Origin of the sequence: Serratia sp. root2 (genome assembly GCF_031931805.1) — a bacterium.
Lineage (GTDB): Bacteria > Pseudomonadota > Gammaproteobacteria > Enterobacterales > Enterobacteriaceae > Serratia > Serratia inhibens.
The window spans coordinates 2,878,410-2,897,383 of the sequence record NZ_JAUJXB010000001.1 but is presented as its reverse complement, the minus strand read 5'-3'; the positions used below and the strand labels follow the sequence as shown (position 1 = coordinate 2,897,383).

General features: G+C 58.8%; 19 protein-coding genes. 12 read left to right on the top strand and 7 right to left on the bottom strand.

Features of this window, described 5'->3' with window-relative positions; translation table 11 throughout:
- Window positions 1–17: 17 nt before the first annotated feature.
- The 5 genes from QZQ97_RS13455 (at window position 18) to QZQ97_RS13435 (ending at window position 4,770) form a co-directional block, all read left to right on the top strand.
- Window positions 18–1,259 carry a pyridoxal-phosphate-dependent aminotransferase family protein gene (locus QZQ97_RS13455; protein WP_311993808.1) on the top strand — a complete coding sequence of 414 codons (1,242 nt, stop codon included), beginning with the start codon at window positions 18–20 and terminating at the stop codon, window positions 1,257–1,259.
- Complete coding sequence (hpxK, locus tag QZQ97_RS13450) at window positions 1,259–2,515, top strand: allantoate amidohydrolase (RefSeq protein WP_311993807.1); 1,257 nt, start codon at window positions 1,259–1,261, stop codon at window positions 2,513–2,515. Before QZQ97_RS13455 ends, hpxK begins: the two co-directional genes overlap by 1 nt.
- A complete protein-coding gene (gene uraD / locus QZQ97_RS13445) occupies window positions 2,515–3,015 on the top strand; it encodes a 2-oxo-4-hydroxy-4-carboxy-5-ureidoimidazoline decarboxylase (protein ID WP_311993806.1) in 501 nt (166 codons plus the stop codon). Before hpxK ends, uraD begins: the two co-directional genes overlap by 1 nt.
- A complete protein-coding gene (gene uraH / locus QZQ97_RS13440) occupies window positions 3,008–3,343 on the top strand; it encodes a hydroxyisourate hydrolase (protein ID WP_311993805.1) in 336 nt (111 codons plus the stop codon). Before uraD ends, uraH begins: the two co-directional genes overlap by 8 nt.
- Before the next feature lie 74 nt (window positions 3,344–3,417).
- Complete coding sequence (locus QZQ97_RS13435) at window positions 3,418–4,770, top strand: nucleobase:cation symporter-2 family protein (protein WP_311993804.1); 1,353 nt, start codon at window positions 3,418–3,420, stop codon at window positions 4,768–4,770.
- Between the two features lie 34 nt (window positions 4,771–4,804).
- Here the strand turns inward: QZQ97_RS13435 and QZQ97_RS13430 are convergent, their stop codons facing one another.
- Both QZQ97_RS13430 and QZQ97_RS13425 read right to left on the bottom strand, forming a co-directional pair.
- Complete coding sequence (locus QZQ97_RS13430; protein WP_311993803.1) at window positions 4,805–5,578, bottom strand: amidohydrolase; 774 nt, start codon at window positions 5,576–5,578, stop codon at window positions 4,805–4,807.
- A complete protein-coding gene (locus tag QZQ97_RS13425) occupies window positions 5,566–6,726 on the bottom strand; it encodes a pyridoxal phosphate-dependent aminotransferase (RefSeq protein ID WP_311993802.1) in 1,161 nt (386 codons plus the stop codon). The genes QZQ97_RS13430 and QZQ97_RS13425 overlap by 13 nt, the downstream gene beginning before the upstream one ends.
- Window positions 6,727–6,888: 162 nt before the next feature.
- Here QZQ97_RS13425 and QZQ97_RS13420 point away from each other — a divergent pair, with 162 nt between their 5' ends.
- Genes QZQ97_RS13420 through QZQ97_RS13410 form a run of 3 tightly spaced genes read left to right on the top strand, consistent with a single transcriptional unit; the run spans window position 6,889 to window position 8,728 of the window.
- Window positions 6,889–7,503: a methylthioribulose 1-phosphate dehydratase gene (locus tag QZQ97_RS13420; RefSeq protein ID WP_311993801.1), complete on the top strand. Its 615-nt coding sequence runs from the start codon at window positions 6,889–6,891 to the stop codon at window positions 7,501–7,503.
- Entirely contained in the window at window positions 7,500–8,189 is a 690-nt protein-coding gene (gene mtnC / locus QZQ97_RS13415; RefSeq protein ID WP_311993800.1) for an acireductone synthase, read from the top strand. The genes QZQ97_RS13420 and mtnC overlap by 4 nt, the downstream gene beginning before the upstream one ends.
- Window positions 8,186–8,728: a 1,2-dihydroxy-3-keto-5-methylthiopentene dioxygenase gene (locus tag QZQ97_RS13410; protein WP_311993799.1), complete on the top strand. Its 543-nt coding sequence runs from the start codon at window positions 8,186–8,188 to the stop codon at window positions 8,726–8,728. The genes mtnC and QZQ97_RS13410 overlap by 4 nt, the downstream gene beginning before the upstream one ends.
- Window positions 8,729–8,760: 32 nt before the next feature.
- Here the strand turns inward: QZQ97_RS13410 and mtnA are convergent, their stop codons facing one another.
- Window positions 8,761–9,789: an S-methyl-5-thioribose-1-phosphate isomerase gene (gene mtnA, locus QZQ97_RS13405; RefSeq protein WP_311993798.1), complete on the bottom strand. Its 1,029-nt coding sequence runs from the start codon at window positions 9,787–9,789 to the stop codon at window positions 8,761–8,763.
- Window positions 9,790–9,933: 144 nt separating this feature from the next.
- On the opposite strand from mtnA, the gene mtnK reads away from it, so the two are divergent.
- Complete coding sequence (mtnK, locus tag QZQ97_RS13400; RefSeq protein ID WP_311993797.1) at window positions 9,934–11,133, top strand: S-methyl-5-thioribose kinase; 1,200 nt, start codon at window positions 9,934–9,936, stop codon at window positions 11,131–11,133.
- A gap of 91 nt (window positions 11,134–11,224) precedes the next feature.
- Here the strand turns inward: mtnK and QZQ97_RS13395 are convergent, their stop codons facing one another.
- From QZQ97_RS13395 to fadE, 3 genes are all read right to left on the bottom strand, one after another.
- The gene (locus tag QZQ97_RS13395; protein WP_126527542.1) at window positions 11,225–11,377 is read right to left on the bottom strand and encodes a Hok/Gef family protein; all 153 of its coding nucleotides are present in this window, start codon (window positions 11,375–11,377) and stop codon (window positions 11,225–11,227) included.
- Window positions 11,378–11,699: 322 nt separating this feature from the next.
- Window positions 11,700–11,852 carry a Hok/Gef family protein gene (locus QZQ97_RS13390; protein WP_311993796.1) on the bottom strand — a complete coding sequence of 51 codons (153 nt, stop codon included), beginning with the start codon at window positions 11,850–11,852 and terminating at the stop codon, window positions 11,700–11,702.
- Between the two features lie 289 nt (window positions 11,853–12,141).
- Window positions 12,142–14,598, bottom strand: coding sequence for an acyl-CoA dehydrogenase FadE (gene fadE / locus QZQ97_RS13385; protein ID WP_311993795.1), 2,457 nt, complete (start codon window positions 14,596–14,598; stop codon window positions 12,142–12,144).
- Window positions 14,599–14,843: 245 nt separating this feature from the next.
- On the opposite strand from fadE, the gene lpcA reads away from it, so the two are divergent.
- On the top strand, window positions 14,844–15,425 hold the full coding sequence (gene lpcA, locus QZQ97_RS13380; protein WP_004949058.1) for a D-sedoheptulose 7-phosphate isomerase: 582 nt from the start codon (window positions 14,844–14,846) through the stop codon (window positions 15,423–15,425).
- Between the two features lie 98 nt (window positions 15,426–15,523).
- Window positions 15,524–16,327 (top strand): class II glutamine amidotransferase, encoded by an 804-nt coding sequence (locus tag QZQ97_RS13375; RefSeq protein ID WP_311993794.1) that lies wholly within the window; start codon window positions 15,524–15,526, stop codon window positions 16,325–16,327.
- Here QZQ97_RS13375 and dpaA read toward each other — a convergent pair.
- Window positions 16,262–17,029 carry a peptidoglycan meso-diaminopimelic acid protein amidase gene (gene dpaA / locus QZQ97_RS13370; protein WP_311993793.1) on the bottom strand — a complete coding sequence of 256 codons (768 nt, stop codon included), beginning with the start codon at window positions 17,027–17,029 and terminating at the stop codon, window positions 16,262–16,264. The two genes, QZQ97_RS13375 and dpaA, sit on opposite strands and share 66 nt — an antisense overlap.
- Window positions 17,030–17,623: 594 nt before the next feature.
- Here dpaA and QZQ97_RS13365 point away from each other — a divergent pair.
- Complete coding sequence (locus QZQ97_RS13365) at window positions 17,624–18,973, top strand: Na(+)-translocating NADH-quinone reductase subunit A (protein WP_311993792.1); 1,350 nt, start codon at window positions 17,624–17,626, stop codon at window positions 18,971–18,973.
- The last annotated feature ends 1 nt before the right edge of the window (window position 18,974 follow it).

Genomic DNA, 18,974 nt, shown 5'->3' with positions numbered 1-18,974 from the left:
GCTGGTAAGGAATGAACATGTTAGATATCACCCAGTTCGATCAAATTAATCCACCGGCTCGCCTGTTGATGGGGCCGGGGCCGATCAACGCCGATCCGCGCGTGCTGCGCGCCATGTCTAGCCAGTTGATTGGGCAGTACGATCCGGCGATGACCGGCTATATGAACCAGGTGATGGAACTGTACCGCGCGTTGTTCCGCACCGAAAACCGCTGGACCATGCTGGTGGACGGCACCTCGCGATCCGGGATTGAAGCCATGCTGATCTCCTCGATTCGCCCCGGCGACAAGGTGCTGGTGCCGGTGTTTGGCCGTTTCGGTCATCTGCTGTGCGAGATTGCCCGCCGCTGCCGTGCCGAGGTACACACCATCGAGGTGCCCTGGGGCGAGGTGTTCAGCGCCGATCAGATTGAAGACGCGATCAAGAAGGTGCGCCCGCGCCTGCTGTTGACGGTGCAGGGCGATACGTCCACCACCATGTTGCAGCCGCTGGAAGCATTGGGTGACATCTGCCGCCGCCACGGCGTGCTGTTCTACACCGACGCCACCGCCTCCTTCGCCGGCAACCCGCTGGAAACCGACGCCTGGGGGCTGGACGCGGTATCCGCCGGTCTGCAGAAATGCCTGGGCGGCCCGTCCGGCAGTTCGCCCGTCACCCTCAGCCCGCAGTTTGAAGAGATCGTCCGCCGCCGTAAATGTGTGGAGCAGGGCATTCGCACGGCTGACCATGCCGACGGCGACGACGAGATGATCTACTCCAACTATTTCGATCTCGGCATGATCATGGATTACTGGGGCCCGGAGCGGCTGAACCACCATACCGAAGCCACCAGCATGCTGTTCGCCGCACGCGAGTGCGCCCGGGTGATCCTGGAAGAAGGGCTGGAAAATACCATCGCCCGCCACAAACTGAACGGCGCGGCGATGCTGGCCGGCATTCAGGGGATGGGGCTGGAGGTGTTCGGCGATCTCGATAACCGCATGAACAACGTGCTGGGTGTGGTGATCCCGCAACAGGTTCACGGCGAGCAGGTGCGTCAGATGATGCTGAATGATTTCGCCATCGAAATCGGCACCTCGTTCGGCCCGCTGCAGGGCAAGATATGGCGTATCGGCACCATGGGTTATAACGCCCGCAAAGACTGTGTGTTGCAGACGCTGACCGCGCTGGAGGCGGTGCTGAACCGGCTGGGCTTCGCCAGCCAACAGGGCGAAGCGTTGCAGGCGGCCTGGAATACCTACGAAGCCGGGGCCTGCTGATGACGGCGCTGCTAACCGCCGAGGAAGCGGCACAGGCCGCTGAAAGAGTGATGGCGCGCTGCGATGCGTTGGCGGCGATCAGCGCCACGCCGGGCCAGCTGACGCGGGTCTATCTGTCGCCGGAACATCGGCGCGCCAACCAACTGGTGGGCGACTGGATGCGTACCCTTGGCATGACTGTGCATCAGGACAGCGTCGGCAATATCTGCGGCCGTTACGAAGGCCAAACGCCGGGTGCCCCGGCGTTGCTGCTCGGTTCGCATCTGGATACGGTGCGCAATGCCGGCCGCTATGACGGCATGCTCGGCGTGCTGACCGCACTGGAAGTGGTGGCGCACCTGCATCGGCAGCAGCGGCGTTTGCCGGTGGCGGTGGAAGTCATTGGCTTCGCCGATGAAGAGGGCACCCGCTTTGGCGTTGCCTTATTGGGTAGCCGGGGTATCACCGGCCAGTGGCCTGCCGAGTGGTTGGTACGGACCGACGCCGAGGGGATCAGCATGGCGCAGGCGCTGCGCGAGTTTGGGCTGGATCCGGCGGCGGTGGGTGAGGCTAAGCGTGCGCAACGTGATATCTGCGGCTATCTGGAGCTGCATATCGAGCAGGGGCCTTGCCTGGAAGCAGCCGATTTGGCGCTGGGGGTTGTGACGGCAATCAACGGCGCTCGCCGGCTCAACTGCACCTTTACCGGCGAGGCGGGTCATGCAGGCACCGTGCCGATGGGGCAACGCAAGGACGCGCTGGCGGCGGCGGCAGAATGGATGGTGGCAGTCGAGACGATCACCTCGGCTTGCGATCCGCATCTGGTGGCCACCGTTGGCCGAATCGAAAGCCTGCCGGGAGCGGTCAACGTCATCCCCGGCGAGGTAAAACTGTCGCTCGACGTGCGCGGCCCGGAGGATGGCCCTCTGGCCGAGCTGTTGGCGCAATTGCTGGAACAGGCTGAGGCGATCTGTGCACGCCGGGGGTTGAGTTTTGCCAGCGAAGAGTTTTACCGCATAAATGCAACAGCCTGTGATGCAAATTTGCAACGGCGTTGGCAGGACGGCGTGGTGCAGGTACAAGGCCGCAGTATGGCGCTACCGAGCGGCGCCGGGCACGATGCGATAGCCGTGGCGGCCTGTTGGCCGGTGGGTATGCTGTTTGTACGCTGCGATCGCGGTATCAGCCACCATCCGGCTGAGGCCGTCACTTACGCCGACGTGGCGTTGGCGATTCAGGCCTACTGTCAGACGGTGGCCAGTTGGGAGGAAGCCTGATGGATTTGCAAGCGTTTAACCGGCTGTCGCCGCCGGAGGCCGAGCGGTTGCTGTGCCCCTGCGTGGATATTCCGTCCTGGATCGGTGCGGTAATTGCTGCCCGGCCGTTCGCCGGCATTGATGCCGCACTGGCGTTTGCCCGGCAGGCGTCACAGCGCTGGCAGGCGGAGGACGTCAATCGGGCGCTGGCGCAGCACCCACGCATCGGCGAGCGTGCCGGCGGGCCAAGCCGCGAGGCGCAATTTTCCCGGCGTGAGCAGGCGGCGGTCGACGCGCAGGATGTAGCACTGGCCGAGGCGCTGCTGGCAGGCAATCGGCGTTATGAAGCGCAATTTGGTCAGGTGTTCTTGATACGCGCCGCCGGTCGCGACGGTCAGGCCATATTGCGTGAGCTGGAGCGTCGGTTGAGCAACAATGCGGAGCAGGAACAGCGGGAAACCGCCGAACAGCTGCGTGAAATCGTGATGCTGCGTTTTAAGGAGTTACTGAGCGATGAGTAATATCAGCACCCATATTCTGGACACCTCACTCGGCAAACCTGCGGCTGACGTGCGGGTGTGGCTGGAACGAGAGCACGACGGGCACTGGCGGATGCAGGCCGAAAGCCATACCGATGCCGACGGTCGCGCGCGTAATCTGACGCCGGATGGCCTGGCCGCCGGACATTACCGCTTGTATGCCGATCTCGGCGGCTATTTTGCCGCCGGCCGGCGCGACACGCTGTACGCCACGGCGATTATCGATTTTGTCGTCGGGGATGCGACACAGCATTACCATTTACCGCTGTTAATCAGCCCCTATTCGTATTCGACCTACCGCGGCAGTTGATCTGATCCACTGACGTACCCTGGGGCGTGGCGTACCGTGCTCCCGGATTCAATCACCCAGCAAACGGGGGAAATATGGCTCTGTCTCAGGATAAGGGTGCGGCTTCGTGCTGCCCGGAAGATGAAAAACTGCCGCTGGGAAAAACCTTTGCCTTCGGCCTGCAACATATTTTGACCATGTACGGGGGAATTATCGCGCCACCCTTGATCATCGGTTCGGCTGCGGGTTTAGGCGCGCCGCAGATTGGCATGTTGGTGACGGCGGCGCTGTTTGTCAGCGGGCTGGCGACGTTGCTGCAAACCCTCGGCTTGCCTGGTCTGGGTTCACGCCTGCCACTGGTGCAGGGCGTTTCCTTCGCCGGGGTGGCGACCATGGTTACCATCGTGACCGGGGACGGCGGGTTGCCTGCGGTATTCGGTGCGGTGATCGCCGCCTCGCTGGCAGGGCTGTTGATCGCGCCGTTTTTCGCGCAAATTATCCGCTTCTTCCCGCCGGTGGTGACCGGTACCGTGGTGACGGTGATCGGCCTGTCGTTGATGCCGGTGGCGGTGCGCTGGGCGATGGGCGGCAACGCCAGTGCGGCGGATTGGGGGGCGACCGGGAATATTGGCCTGGCCGCTTTCACGCTGGCGGTCATTTTGTTGCTCAATAAGATCGGTTCCCGGACGTTGAAGCGGTTGTCGGTGCTGCTGGCGATGGCCGTAGGCTGCGTAGCGGCGGCGCTGGCGGGGAAAGTGAGCTTTGCCGCCGTGGGCAACGGGCCGTGGCTGGCCTTTCCCGAACCTTTCGCCTACGGCTGGCCCACCTTCGAGCTGAGCGCGATCCTTTCCATGCTGTTGATTGTGCTGGTGCTGTTGACGGAAACCACCGCCGGGCTGATGGCGGTGGGGGAGATTGTGGGTTCGCCGGTCAATTCGCGTCGTATCGCCAAGGGGTTGCGCGCCGATATGCTCTCCAGTGCGCTGTCGCCGGTATTTAACTCATTCCCGCAAAGCTCGTTTGCCCAAAATATCGGCCTGGTGGCGATCAGCGGCGTGAAAAGCCGTTTTGTGGTCAGTGCCGGGGGCGCCATTCTGGTGCTGCTGGGCGTGTTGCCGGTTCTCGGGCGGCTGGTGGCCTGCATTCCGCCGCCGGTATTGGGCGGCGCCGGCGTGGTGCTGTTCGGTTCGGTGGCTGCCAGCGGCATTCGCACTCTGGCGAAGGTGGAGTATAAGGACAACATGAATCTGGTGGTGGTAGCGACGGCGATTGCCTTTGGCATGATCCCGATTGTGATGCCGACTTTTTACGATCAGTTACCGAATTGGGTGCGCACCTTGTTGCATTCAGGCATCAGCGCTTCGTGTCTGGTGGCGTTGCTGCTGAATCTGTTGTTCAACCCGATCGAGGCGGCGGAGAAAAATAGGGCGGGGGAGGAGCTTTCCTGAGAAATGCGGGCGCAGCGGGCTGCGCCCGGTAGGATCAATCGTGCCGAAGGAAGCTGTCGGCATCGCGCCAGGCCGGGAAAGCGCTGCGGTAGATCTGCAGGTTTTCCAGCGACAATTCGGCGTCCAGCCGTGCGGCGGCACCTGGTTCCGCCTGCGCCAGCGTTTCACCTTGCGGGCTGAGGATCAGGCTGTCGCCGCTGTAGTTCAGCCCGTTGCCGTCTTCGCCGACGCGGTTGCAGCCGGCCACGTAGACCTGATTCTCAATGGCGCGCGCGGCCAGCAGCGTTTGCCAGTGTTTGCTGCGCGGCGCCGGCCAGTTGGCGACGTACAGCGCCAGATCGTAATCCTGCTGATAGCGGGACCACACCGGGAAGCGCAGGTCGTAACAGATCTGCGGCAAAATGCGCCAGCCGCGCCATTCGAAAATCTCGCGTTTTTTACCGGCGCGGTAATGCAGGTGCTCGCCGGCCATGCGGAACAGATGGCGCTTATCGTAAGCATGCACCCGGCCGTTCGGTTCGACCAACAGGAAACGGTTGACCGCGCCCTCGGCAGTTTTCAGCGCCACGCTGCCACCGACCAGGGCGTTGCTTTTGCTTGCCCAGCCGTGCAGCCAGGTGATTACCTGTTGCTCCGGCAGCGCGCTTTCTCCGGCGTCCATGGCGAAGCCGGTGGTGAACATTTCCGGCAGCACGATCAGATCACGGCCGGTCAGCGGTGCCAGCAGTTCATCGAAATGGCGCAGGTTGGCTTCACCGTCGCGCCAGACCAGCGGTTGCTGCAACAGGGTAATTTTTAAAGTCGACATAACCGCTCCGCAGCCGCATCCAGCGTGGCGTCCTGTTTAGCGAAGCACAGCCGGATCAATTTATGAGGGAAAGGATCGGCACAGAAGACCGACAGCGGAATTGCCGCCACGCCCACGTGCTCGGTTAACCAATGACAGAAAGCGACGTCGTCCAAATCGGAGACCGCGCTGTAATCTGCCAGCAAGAAGTATGTACCTTCACAGGGTAGAATTTCCAGTCGGCTGTTTGACAATGCCTGCACAAAGCGATCGCGCTTGGCGCGGTAAAACTCCGACAACTGTTGCCAATGCTCCGGTTCGCTGCGCAGCATATCCGCCAGCGCCAGCTGTGCCGGGGTATTGACCGAGAAAGTCAGGTATTGATGCACTTTACGTACTTCAGCGCTCAGTGCGGCGGGGGCCACGCAGTAACCCACTTTCCAACCGGTCATGTGGAAGGTTTTGCCGAAAGAGGACACCGCGATGGCTCGTTGCCGCAGCTGCGGATGGGCCAGCACGCTGGCATGGCCGCCCTTGGCGAAGCAAATATGTTCATACACTTCGTCGCTCAGCACATAGATTTCGTGATCGCTAATCGCGCGCCACAGTTGTTGCATATCTTCCGCCTGCCAGGCGGTGGCGGACGGGTTGTGCGGCGTATTGAGGATCACCAGCCGGGTGCGCGGCGAAAGCACTTCGGCAAACTGCTGCCAGTCCACGCTGAATGTCGGCGGCTGTAGCGCAATGCGCTTCAATGTCCCGCCGGACAGCGTGACCGCCGGCGCATAGCTGTCGTAACTGGGATCGAAGCAGACAACTTCATCGCCGGGGCGGACCAACGCGCTGATGGCAGCGAACAGCGCTTCTGTGGCGCCTGCCGTCACAGTGACTTCGCTGGCGGCATCCGGCAGCCAACCGTACAGCCCGGCGGTTTTCTCGGCGATGGCTTCGCGCAATGGCGCAACACCGGTCATGGGGGCATATTGGTTGGCGCCCTGGTTGACGTGCCAGGCCAGGCGCTCCTTCAGATAATCCGGGCCATCGAAATCGGGGAAGCCCTGCGACAGGTTGATCGCCTGATACTGCGCCGCCAGCGCACTCATCTGCGTGAAAATGGTGGTGCCCAGAGCGGGCAATTTACTGTCGGGAATCAATGCTGATGTGCTCATAGCAGGCTAATACTCCTGGCGCTTAGGTTGCCGTCAATATAACACGATGTTAGTATTTGGCAATCAAGACGCTTAGATGGCTAAATGAAGAAAAGATCTAACTATATAAGCAAATCATCCTAAGCTCCCTATGCCGATAACCTTAGAAACCGGGAAACGATAATGACGGAAAATCCGCAACTTACAGCGCTATTGGCTGCTTGCCACTGGATTGGCGAAAAGGGCTGGTGCCCGGCGACCGGCGGCAATATGTCGTTGCGTCTCGACGAGCGACGTTGCCTGGTCACCGAGTCCGGCAAGGATAAGGGCAGCCTGACCGAAGCGGACTTCCTGCTGGTGGAAACGGCGACCAATCATGTGCCGAGCGGCCGCACGCCTTCGGCGGAAACCGGCCTGCATACCCTGATTTACCGGCTGTACCCGCAGATTGGTGCGGTGCTGCACACCCATTCGGTGAATGCGACCGTACTGTCGCGCGTTGAACGCAGCGATGGGCTGGTGTTGCAGGGCTATGAAATGCAAAAATCGCTCGGTGGCCAGAGCAGCCATCTGGACAGCGTGATTATTCCTGTTTTCGATAACGATCAGGATATTCCACGGCTTGCGGCGCGCGTGGCGGCTTATGCCGAAGTGACGCCACTGCAGTACGGTTTTCTGGTTCGTGGACACGGTCTGTATTGCTGGGGCCGCCAGGTAGCGGAAGCCCGTCGTCATCTTGAAGGGCTGGAATTCCTGTTCCAGTGCGAACTGCAACGCCGTTTACTGGAGGCTAAATGATCCGCGCCATCGTCACCGATATTGAAGGCACCACCAGCGATATTCGCTTCGTGCACCAGGTGCTTTTTCCCTATGCGCGTGAACGGCTGGCGGAGTTTCTCCGTCAGCACGCTGCCGATGCCGAAGTGGCCACACCGCTGGCCGCGCTGCGGCAGGAGATTGACCAGCCGCAGGCGGACATTGAGCAGCTGATTGCCGCGCTGTACCATTTTATGGATGAAGATCGCAAATCCACCGCACTGAAGGCGCTGCAGGGCATCATTTGGCGCAGTGGCTACCAGAACGGCGATTTTCGCGGCCATCTGTATCCGGAAGTGGCCGGGCAACTGGCCGTCTGGCGGCAGCAAGGGCTGAAACTGTATGTCTACTCTTCCGGCTCGGTAGAGGCGCAAAAGCTGCTGTTCGGCTACAGTGACGCGGGGGATTTGCAGCCGCTGTTCAGCGGCTATTTCGATACTCATGTCGGCGCCAAGCGTGAAACCGCTTCGTACCGAAATATCGCCGCTGAAATTGGTATTGCGCCCGACGAACTGTTGTTCCTTTCCGACATTCATCAAGAGTTGGACGCCGCACGCGCCGCAGGCTGGCGTACTTGCCAGTTGATCCGCGACGACGCCGATGCGCAGAGCCGGCACCCGCAGGTTAACCGTTTTGATCAGATCGATTTAGGGGAGTTTGCCTCATGAGTGGATTGACCATTTTCAGCGATAAAGAGCCGCAGCAACCGTTATGGCAGAGCCAGGATGCCGAGGCTATTCAACGGCAACTGGCGCAAATTGGCGTGCGCTTCGAGCGCTGGCAGGCGGATCGTGAACTGGGTGAAAATCCGGAGCCGGCGGCGGTGATTGCCGCCTATCAGCACGAGATTGATCGGCTGGTGGCGGAGAAGGGGTATCAAAGCTGGGACGTGATCAGCATGCGTCCGGACAATGAGCAGCGCGAAGCCTTGCGCAGCAAATTTCTTTCCGAACATACGCACGGCGAAGATGAGGTCCGTTTCTTTGTAGCTGGGGCGGGACTGTTCTGCCTGCATCTGGATGGCAAGATCTTCCAGATCCTGTGCGAGAAGAACGATCTGATCTCGGTACCGGCCGATACCCGCCACTGGTTCGATATGGGCTCGGCACCCAACTTTACCGCGATCCGCGTTTTTGATAATCCGGAAGGTTGGGTTGCGCATTTCACCGGCGACAGGATCGCCGATGCCTATCCGCGCCTGGATTAACATTTAACGGGGCTTTCGCGCCCCATTATTGATTACCCCAGCGCCCGCAGGAATATCCCGTCGTTGACCTGCTGCGGCGTAATCACGCCGCTGTCGAACACCCAACCGCTAATCAGCGCCGCAGGCGTTACGTCAAACGCCGGGTTATAAACCGCGGCATCGGCAGGCGCCCACTGGCATGATCCGAAACTGCCGGAAACGCCGGTCACTTCGGTTGCGGCCCGTTGCTCAATCGGGATGGCCGCGCCGTTCGGGCAATGCGGATCGTGGGTGGTGTGCGGGGCGGCCACGTAGAACGGAATACGGTGATAGTGCGCCAGCACCGCCAGGCTGTAGGTACCAATCTTGTTGGCGACGTCGCCGTTGGCGGCGATGCGGTCTGCGCCAACCCACACGGCATCTACCTGCCCCTGCGCCATCAGGCTGGCGGCCATCGAATCGCAAATCAACCGGTAGGGGATGCCGAGCTCACCCAGTTCCCAGGCGGTAAGGCGACCGCCCTGCAGCAACGGACGGGTTTCATCGACCCACACCTGTTGTACTTTCCCTTGCTGATGGGCGCGCAAAAGCACGCCGATAGCCGTGCCAATACCGGCGGTCGCCAGGCCACCGGTATTGCAATGCGTCAGCAGGCGGCTGCCGGGCTGCACCAGCTCCGCGCCATGATCGGCGATCCGATCGCACAACTTACGGTCTTCTTCCACCAGTCGCAACGCTTCTTCTACCATTGCAGGCACCCACTGCGGTTGCGCCAGAGCCTGCTTCATGCGGTCCAGATTATTCATCAGATTAACCGCCGTCGGGCGTGAGGCGCGTAAGGTGGCCAAGGCTTGCGCCAGTTCTTCACGCGACAGACCGCGTTCCGCCAGCAGCGCCAGCAACAGGCTGGCGGACAGGCCGATCAGGGGCGCGCCCCGTACCCGCAAGGTGAGGATGTGATCGACCAACTCCTCCACGCTGTCGCACTGGCGCCACTGTTTTTCCTGCGGCAAAGCCTGCTGGTCGAGGATCCAAAGTCGGTTGTCACTCAGGGTCAAACTGGTGGTGTTAAGCGATTGCATCGGCAGTTAAATCCTTGTTGCGTTGTTATTGCATCTGAAAAGGTATTCTGCCAACATGCCATACGGATGTATAGACGTCCAAATGCTTTTACGTCTAAAAAAATAACATCGCTGCGTCAGTGAGAAAAATCAGAGGGGTTGGGAATGTCGCTTTATCGTACCTTTACTGCTGCCGATGCCGTTGAATATGCTCGTCAATACGGGCAGTTGGCCGATCCGCAGGCGCTGGTGAGCGCTGACGAGATTGGTGACGGCAACCTGAACCTGGTGTTCAAAATCCGCGATCGCGACGGCGTAAGCCGGGTGATCGTCAAACAGGCGTTGCCGTACGTACGCTGCGTGGGCGAATCCTGGCCGCTGACCCTGGATCGGGCGCGCATTGAAGCGGAAACCCTGTTGATCCACGGCGGCGTTTGCCCACGGCATACGGTGAAGGTACTGCATCACGATCCTGAATTGGCGGTGATGGTGCAAGAGGATCTTTCCGATCACCATATCTGGCGCAACGAACTGATCAAAGGCCACTATTATCCGTTGGCTGCCGGGCAACTGGCGGAATATCTGGCGCAAACCCTGTTTCATACCTCCGATTTTTACCAGACGGCGCAAGAAAAAAAGGCCGAGGTCAGCCGCTTCACCAACCCTGAGCTGTGCCAGATCACCGAAGATCTGTTCTTTACCGACCCCTATATCGATCACGAACGCAACCAGTTCGACGAGGCGTTGCTGCCGCAGGTGCGAGCGCTGCGTGACGATACCGCGTTGAGGCTGGCGGTGGCCGGGCTGAAGCACCGTTTCCTCAGCAAGGCGGAAGCGTTGCTGCACGGCGATATTCACAGCGGCTCGATTTTTGTTGCTGAAGGCAAGCTGAAGGCGATAGATGCCGAGTTTGGTTTCTATGGCCCGATTGGTTTTGACGTCGGCAGCGCGTTGGGTAACCTGTTGCTGAATTACTGCGGTTTGCCGGGCCTGTTGGGGCCGCGCGATGCCGCCGCCGGGCGGGAGCAGCGCTTGCAGGATGTGCGTGAACTCTGGCTGATTTTTGCCGATCGCTTCCTGGCGCTGTGCCACCAACAGACCCGCGAGATAGCGCTGGCGGTGCCGGGCTATGCCGAACAGTTCTTGCAGCAGGTGTGGACTGATGCCATAGGTTACTGCGGCAGCGAGCTGATCCGCCGCACTATCGGCCTGGCGCACGTCGCCGATCTGGACAGCATCAGCGATGCCGAAATGCGCGCCGAATGCCAGCGCAGCGCCCTGAACCTGGGCCGTGCGCTGATCGTCAACGCGGCGCAGATTGAGCATATCGACGCCCTGTTGGCGCGTATCCGCCAGAACGGCTAGGCGTTGTTCGGGCGCTGCCGGTAGTAAGAGGGTGCTCATGGATCTCTGTCTAACAACCAACGGGCGGGGCGAACCCCGCCGTTGGGTTGCCTTACCCTTCGGATTCGTAAGCCAAAATGGCTGCAACCTCCGTGTCTCCCAGTTTGATGCGCAGTTCACATAGCGAACCGCGAGTGATCCACATGAACGCAATCAGCGTCATGCAGATAATCATCAGCCTCAGAACGACCCGTTCTTGCTGCATTTCTGACCTCCTTATCCTTGCCTTCCGGCGGGTAAGAGGCTAACCTGATGTTGCTAGACATTCAGAGTGGCCTCGGGTTGATTATATCGACTCGGGGCCTTTCTCTTTCTATCCGTTGCTTATGCCCCGGAAAGAAAGATCCAGAGCACCCGCTACGCAGTCTATCCGATTATTCCCGACGTTGAATTAGCCGTTCTGGCAAGGCTGCGAGCCGCCGCGCATTTTGCATATTTGATTGAATGCGGGCTGGGGAAGGAAGAGGGTGCTCATGGATCTCTGTCTAACAACCAACGGGCGGGGCGAACCCCGCCGTTGGGTTGCCTTACTCTTCGGATTCGTAAGCCAAAATGGCCGCAACCTCCGTGTCTCCCAGTTTGATGCGCAGTTCACATAGCGAACCGCGAGTGATCCACATGAACGCAATCAGCGTCATGCAGATAATCATCAGCCTCAGAACGACCCGTTCTTGCTGCATTTCTGACCTCCTTATCCTTGCCTTCCGGCGGGTAAGAGGCTAACCTGATGTTGCTTAGACATTCAGAGTGGCCTCGGGTTGATAATATCGACTCGGGGCCTTTCTCTTTCTATCCGTTGCTTATGCCCCGGAAAGAAAGATCCAGAGCACCCGCTACGCAGTCTATCCGATTATTCCCGACGTTGAATTAGCCGTTCTGGCAAGGCTGCGAGCCGCCGCGCATATTGCTGCGGCACAAAAAGAAAAAGGGGCGATAATCATCGCCCCTGGGTAGGTAGGTGTAACGCTGTTATGCCGCTTCGGTGTGTTGCTGACGCTTAGACGGCGCTACCGGCTTTTCCGGCTTGTTGGCCGCCAGCGCATCCGGTTCGAAGTCATCTACGTTGATGGAACGCAGACGGCTCTCTTCGGCTTTCACCAGGATCTTCGCTTCATCGGCGCTGATCTTGCCCTCTTCCAGCGCACGCTGCGCCAGGCGATCCAAACGGGTAAACGGCAGGTTTTTGCCGCTTTCCTTGCACAGGCGCAGGTGAATCGGCTCGGCGGCAATGACGTCAGCCAGCGCGGCTTCCAGCAGGCCAACCGGGTTATGCTCGCTTGGCGTCAGGTACTGGCCGCGGCCCAAACGGCTGCGGGTTGCGGACGGCTGCTGGATAATCTTGGCCAACTGATGGTCCAGACGATCGGAAGGTGCGGTATGCACGCGGCCGAACGGGAAGATCACGAAACGCATCGCGCCGGCGATAAAGCGGTTCGGGAAGTTGCGCAGCAGATCGTCCAACGCCTGTTCTGCCTGATGCAGACTGTCCTGCACGCCCCAATGCACCAGCGGCAAATCTTCTTTCTGACGGCCTTCATCTTCAAAACGTTTCAGCGTCGCGGAAGCCAGGTACATCTGGCTGAGGATATCCCCCAGGCGGGCAGAGATACGCTCGCGGCGTTTCAGGCTGCCGCCCAGCACGCCCATGGAAACGTCCGACAGCAGTGCCAGGTTCGCGCTCAGGCGGTTCAACTGTTGGTAGTAACGGCGTGTCGCATCTTTGGTTGGCGTGCTGCTGGTGCGGCCATTGGTCAGGCCCAGCCAGAAGCTGCGTACCTTGCTGCTGCCCACGTGGCCCAGATGGCCGAACAGCGATTTGTCGAAGGCGTTCAGGTCATTGCTCTGCGCCGCCGCCATTTCATCCAGTACGTAGGGATGGCAGCGAATGGCGCCCTGGCCGAAGATCATCATGGTGCGGGTCAGGATATTGGCGCCTTCTACCGTGATGGCGATCGGTGCGCCCTGGTAGGCTCGGGCCAGGAAGTTGGATTTGCCCAACATAATGCCTTTGCCGCCGGCGATATCCATTGCATCAATGATTGCCTGTTGGCCTCTGTGGGTACAGTGGTATTTCACGATAGCTGACAGCACCGCCGGCTTCTCGCCCAGCATCAGGCCGCTGGTGATCAGCGTTGCCGCCGCATCCATCACATAGGTGTTACCGGCGATACGCGCCAACGGTTCTTCGATACCTTCCATCTTGCCGATAGAGATCTTGAACTGACGGCGGATATGGGCGTAAGCGCCAATGGCCAGCGCCATAGATTTCACGCTGCCGGTGGAGTTGGAAGGCAGCGTGATGCCGCGGCCTACCGACAGGCACTCAACCAGCATGCGCCAGCCCTGGCCGGCCATTTTTGGCCCGCCGATGATGTAATCGATAGGAACGAACACGTCGCTGCCGCGAGTTGGGCCATTCTGGAACGGCACGTTCAGCGGGAAGTGGCGGTTGCCGATTTCAACGCCAGGGGTGGTGGTCGGGATCAGCGCACAGGTGATGCCCGGTGATTCGTTATCGCTCAGCAGGCGGTTCGGGTCATGCAGTTTGAACGCCAGGCCCAGCACGGTTGCGACCGGCGCCAGCGTGATATAGCGTTTGTTCCAGGTCAGGCGCATGCCCAATACCTGTTCGCCTTGCCACTCGCCCATGCAGACGGTGCCGACATCCGGAATAGCGCCGGCGTCTGAACCCGCTTCCGGGCTGGTCAGGGCGAAACAAGGGATCTCGTCGCCGCGCGCCAGGCCCGGCAGGTAGTGGTTTTTCTGTTCGTCAGTACCGTAGTGCTGCAGCAGTTCACCTGGGCCGAGAGAGTTCGGTACACCAACGGTGATCGCCAGAATACCGGAAACGCCGGACAGTTTTTGCAGCACGCGCGCCTGAGCATAAGGAGAGAAGTCCAGGCCGCCGTATTCTTTCTTGATGATCATCGCAAAGAAGCGGTGTTCTTTCAGGTATGCCCACAGTTCCGGCGGCAAGTCGGCCAGTTCATGGGTGATTTGGAAATCGTTCGCCATGCGACAGGCTTCTTCCACCGGACCGTCGATAAACGCTTGTTCTTCGGCAGTCAGCTGTGGTTTCGGGTAGTTATGCAGCTTGTTCCAGTCCGGTTGGCCGCGGAACAGATCGCCTTCCCACCAGGTGGTACCGGCTTCGATCGCTTCCTTCTCGGTTGTGGACATCGGCGGCATGACTTTGCGGAACGCGCGCAGCGCCGGAGCGGACAACATCGAACGGCGCAGGGAGGTCACATTCAGCGGCAGCAGGACGATCGCCAGCGGCAGCAGCATCCAGAAGCTCCACAGGCCGATAACGCCCATGGCGGCGGTATATGCCAGCAGAATAAGGCTACTGAGGGTGAGGTTCACTCGGTGATAAAACACCACACCAATGAGTGCGAGTAAAACAACAATACTAAGAACCATCATAAGAAGCTCCGAAGTAGTAAGAGGTCTGACCTGTTGTATGTATGTAATAGGTTTTAGTACAACCCCATATTTTTATCAATGCATTTACAGTTTAATTACAACTTAAGTCACAAACTGAGCGCATCAATAGTCAAAAACCTCACACGCACCTCAACCGGCGCGCTGTTTGATTCACAATGCTTCTCGGTTTTTCCCCGATCCGGTACACTGCGGAGCGGAAGATTGACGATAACAAGAGGTTCCTCATGTACCACGACCTTATTCGCAGTGAACTGAACGAAGCGGCCGATACCCTGGCGAAATTTATCAATGACGATGCCAATATCGACGCCATTCAACGCGCGGCAGTGCTGTTGGCCGATTCCTTTAAAGCTGGCGGGAAAGTGATTTCCTGTGGCAACGGCGGCTCCCACTGTGACGCCATGCACTTTGCCGAAGAACTGACCGGTCGCTACCGCGAAAACCGCCCGGGCTACCCGGCGATTGCCATTTCCGATGTCAGCCACCTGTCTTGCGTCAGCAACGATTTCGGTTACGAATACGTGTTCTCACGTTACGTGGAAGCGGTAGGCCGCGAAGGCGACGTGTTGCTGGGCATTTCCACTTCGGGCAATTCGGGCAACATCATTAAAGCTATCGAAGCGGCGCGCGCCAAAGGGATGAAAGTGATCACTCTGACCGGCAAAGACGGCGGTAAAATGGCCGGCTCCGCCGATGTGGAAATCCGCGTACCGCACTTCGGTTACGCCGACCGCATTCAGGAGATCCATATCAAAGCGATTCACATCTTGATTCAGCTGATTGAAAAAGAGATGGTTAAGGCTTGATGGCTTCAGGGGGCATGCAGCCCCCTAGACATTTTGCAAGGGCGCCGCATGCGGCGCCCGCATAGAACAGTGCCAGTGTGGGTAAGGAGTGGCAAGCGATGTGTGAACTGCTCGGGATGAGCGCAAACGTACCGACCGATATCTGCTTTAGCTTTACCGGGCTGGTTCAGCGCGGTGGCCGTACCGGGCCACATAAAGATGGGTGGGGCATTACCTTCTATGAAGGGAACGGCTGTCGTACGTTTAAGGATCCCCAACCGAGTTTCGATTCGCCGATCGCCCGTCTGGTGCAGGAATACCCGATCAAATCCTGCGCGGTGGTATCGCACATCCGCCAGGCCAATCGCGGCGAAGTGGCGCTGGAAAATACCCACCCGTTTACCCGCGAGCTGTGGGGTCGTAACTGGACCTATGCGCACAATGGTCAGTTGAAAGGCTATCGTCAGTTGGAAACCGGCACCTTCCGCCCGGTGGGCCAGACTGACAGCGAATATGCTTTCTGCTGGCTACTGCACCAACTTTCCCTGAAATATCCGCGTACCCCGAGCCGTTGGCAGCCGGTATTCCGCTATATCGCACTGCTGGCGGATCAACTGCGCAAGAAAGGGGTATTCAATATGTTGCTGTCGGACGGGCGTTTTGTCATGGCCTACTGCTCCACCAATTTATACTGGATCACCCGCCGCGCGCCGTTTGGCAAAGCCACGTTGCTCGATCAGGATGTGGAAATTGATTTTCAGCAGCAGACCACACCGAACGATGTGGTCACGGTGATTGCTACCCAGCCGCTGACGGCGAATGAAACCTGGCACAAGATTGCGCCAGGCGAGTTCGCATTATTTCACTTCGGTGAGCGGCTTGGTTTGAGCGAAGGGGTTGGTGCTGGCAGCGGGAGCCGTTGACGCGTACTGCGTCATCTGGCTGCTGCTCATTACCGGCTGGCCCAGCACGTACTGGCCATTGGCGACGCTGACCATCGGCGGCTGGTGATTCTTGACGAAGTAGTCATAGCCTGGTTTCAGCTGGTTCCAGAAGGCGATATCGCTGGAGGAGCGGTGGCGCTTCAGGTTCTGATCGGTCATGCGGAACGGATAGATGCTGATATCGATCCGGCTCTGGCCATAAGCGAATGCGGCCTCCACGTAACGGTAAATCTCATCCATATAGGTGTTGGTCATCGCGTAACAACCAATCGATTTACATTCACCGTGGATCATCAGATAAGCGCCGGAATAACCCTGCGACTTGTCGTAATCGTTCGGGAAACCGATATTTATTGCGCGATAATATTTGCTGTCGGGTTTCAGATGGCGTGAGTCGACGCTATAAAAACCTTCCGGGCTTTTAAAGTCACCTTCACGGCGTTTCGGGCCGAGTCCACCGGAAAAATTACAGATGCGAAAGGAGTTCACCAGACGGAATTCGTTACCCATTTTGGCATACAATTCCAGCGTGCGTTCTTCTTTGAAGATCTGAATATAGACCGGTGAACCTACCAATTGCTGTTTAACTACCGGTGCCTCGGGAACCTGTTCGCTGGCGCTGCAGGCCGTGATCATCGGCATAGAAAAAAGCATCGCAAACAACAGCGCGATTTTGCTCATTATTATTCCTGCTTATATTTATCTGCTGGCTCAATGTACTCGGCCAACATGCCACTGATTATTGTTTTACTGCTTTAAAACACCGCCAGATTACCAGTGTGTTTTTTTTTAGCAATATGCGATGTGTATAAAAAAACTACAAACTTCGATAAAAGTGAATCGACAGGCAGATTTTAACGATCGGTGGTGTAAAACAGCAGGTATTTAATTGCATTTGCTTGACTCAGGTCACTGCTCAAAGCAGAACAAAGTGGTGAAAAATGTTAATATTCCGGCTCCGGTTAACCTGTTGTTGCCGATGCAGAAGCAGACCTTGATCTTATATCCATGGCGATAAAATGAGCTCTGTGGCAACAAAGTATTAACAGCGTTTTTGTGGTGCAAGACGGTTTGTCGCGCAAAACAAGGCAGGCGGGAGTTAATCAAGGGAATGTGCGTAACCCCTTTTTGTCAGCGCGAAAGAATTCATGTTGAGCGTGATGCCGTTGCGCTTAACCCGGAGGCTGCTGATGCAGTCTCATCATCCAGGCACCGTCAGCACCAGCCTCTGGGGCCGGTAAGACGTGTAAACCTAGTCAACATCGTATAAATCCTATGATTAAAATCAGAAAAGGGTTAGATCTGCCCATTGCCGGAGCTCCGGTTCAGGCGATTCAGGACGGCCCACCAGTTCAGCATGTTGCCCTGCTTGGGGAAGAATACGTCGGCATGCGCCCTTCCATGTTAGTGCAGGAAGGCGATGCCGTTAAGAAAGGCCAGGCGCTGTTCGAAGATAAAAAGAACCCCGGAGTTTTCTTCACGGCTCCCGCCAGCGGTCGCATCGCGGCAATCAACCGCGGTGAGCGCCGCGTGTTGCAGTCCGTGGTTATTGCGATAGAAAACGGCGGAGATGAGCAACTTGAGTTCGCTCATTATCCGGTAGCCGAATTGCCGGCGCTGCCGCGAGAGCAGGTTGAAGGCGAGCTGCTCGCCAGCGGCCTGTGGACCGCGCTGCGCACCCGTCCCTTCAGTAAAACGCCGCGTCCCGGCACCACTCCGCGCGCCATTTTCGTGACCGCCATGGACAGCCAGCCGTTGGCCGCCGATCCGCAGGTGATCATAGCCGAGCAACGGGAGGCCTTTAACGCCGGGCTGGCGGTGCTGGCACGCCTGACCGACGGCAAGCTGCACGTTTGCCACGCCGCAGGCGCGAATCTGGGCAAACAGCCAGGTGCGCAGGTAACCTACAACGAATTCGCCGGCCCGCATCCTGCCGGGCTGGTGGGCACCCACATTCACTTTCTCGAACCGGTCAGTTTGAAAAAAACCGTCTGGCATATCGGCTATCAGGACGTCATCGCCATCGGCACACTGTTCACCACCGGCCATCTCGACACCCGTCGGGTGGTGGCGCTGGCCGGGCCGCAGGTGGAGCAGCCGGTGCTGCTGCGCACCCGGTTGGGCGCCAGCATTGAGCAACTGACCGCCGGCCGCCTTAAAAGCGGTGAGAACCGGGTGATTTCCGGTTCGGTGCTGAGCGGCACCCATGTCGCCGGCCCGAATGCGTATCTCGGCCGTTTTCACTCGCAGGTTTGCGTGCTGCAGGAAGGGCGTGATAAGCAGCTGTTCGGTTGGATCGCGCCTTCACCGGACAAATTCTCCATTACCCGCACCACGCTGGGCCACTTCCTGAAAAACAAACTGTTCGCCTTCTCGACCACCACCCACGGCGGCGAGCGCGCAATGGTTCCGATCGGCAACTACGAACGGGTGATGCCGCTGGACATTTTGCCGACTCTGCTGCTGCGCGATCTGCTGGCGGGCGATACCGACAGCGCACAGGCGCTGGGTTGTCTGGAACTGGACGAGGAAGATCTGGCGCTGTGCACTTTCGTTTGTCCGGGCAAGTATGAATATGCGCCGGTACTGCGCGACGTGCTGACCAAGATTGAGCAGGAAGGATAAC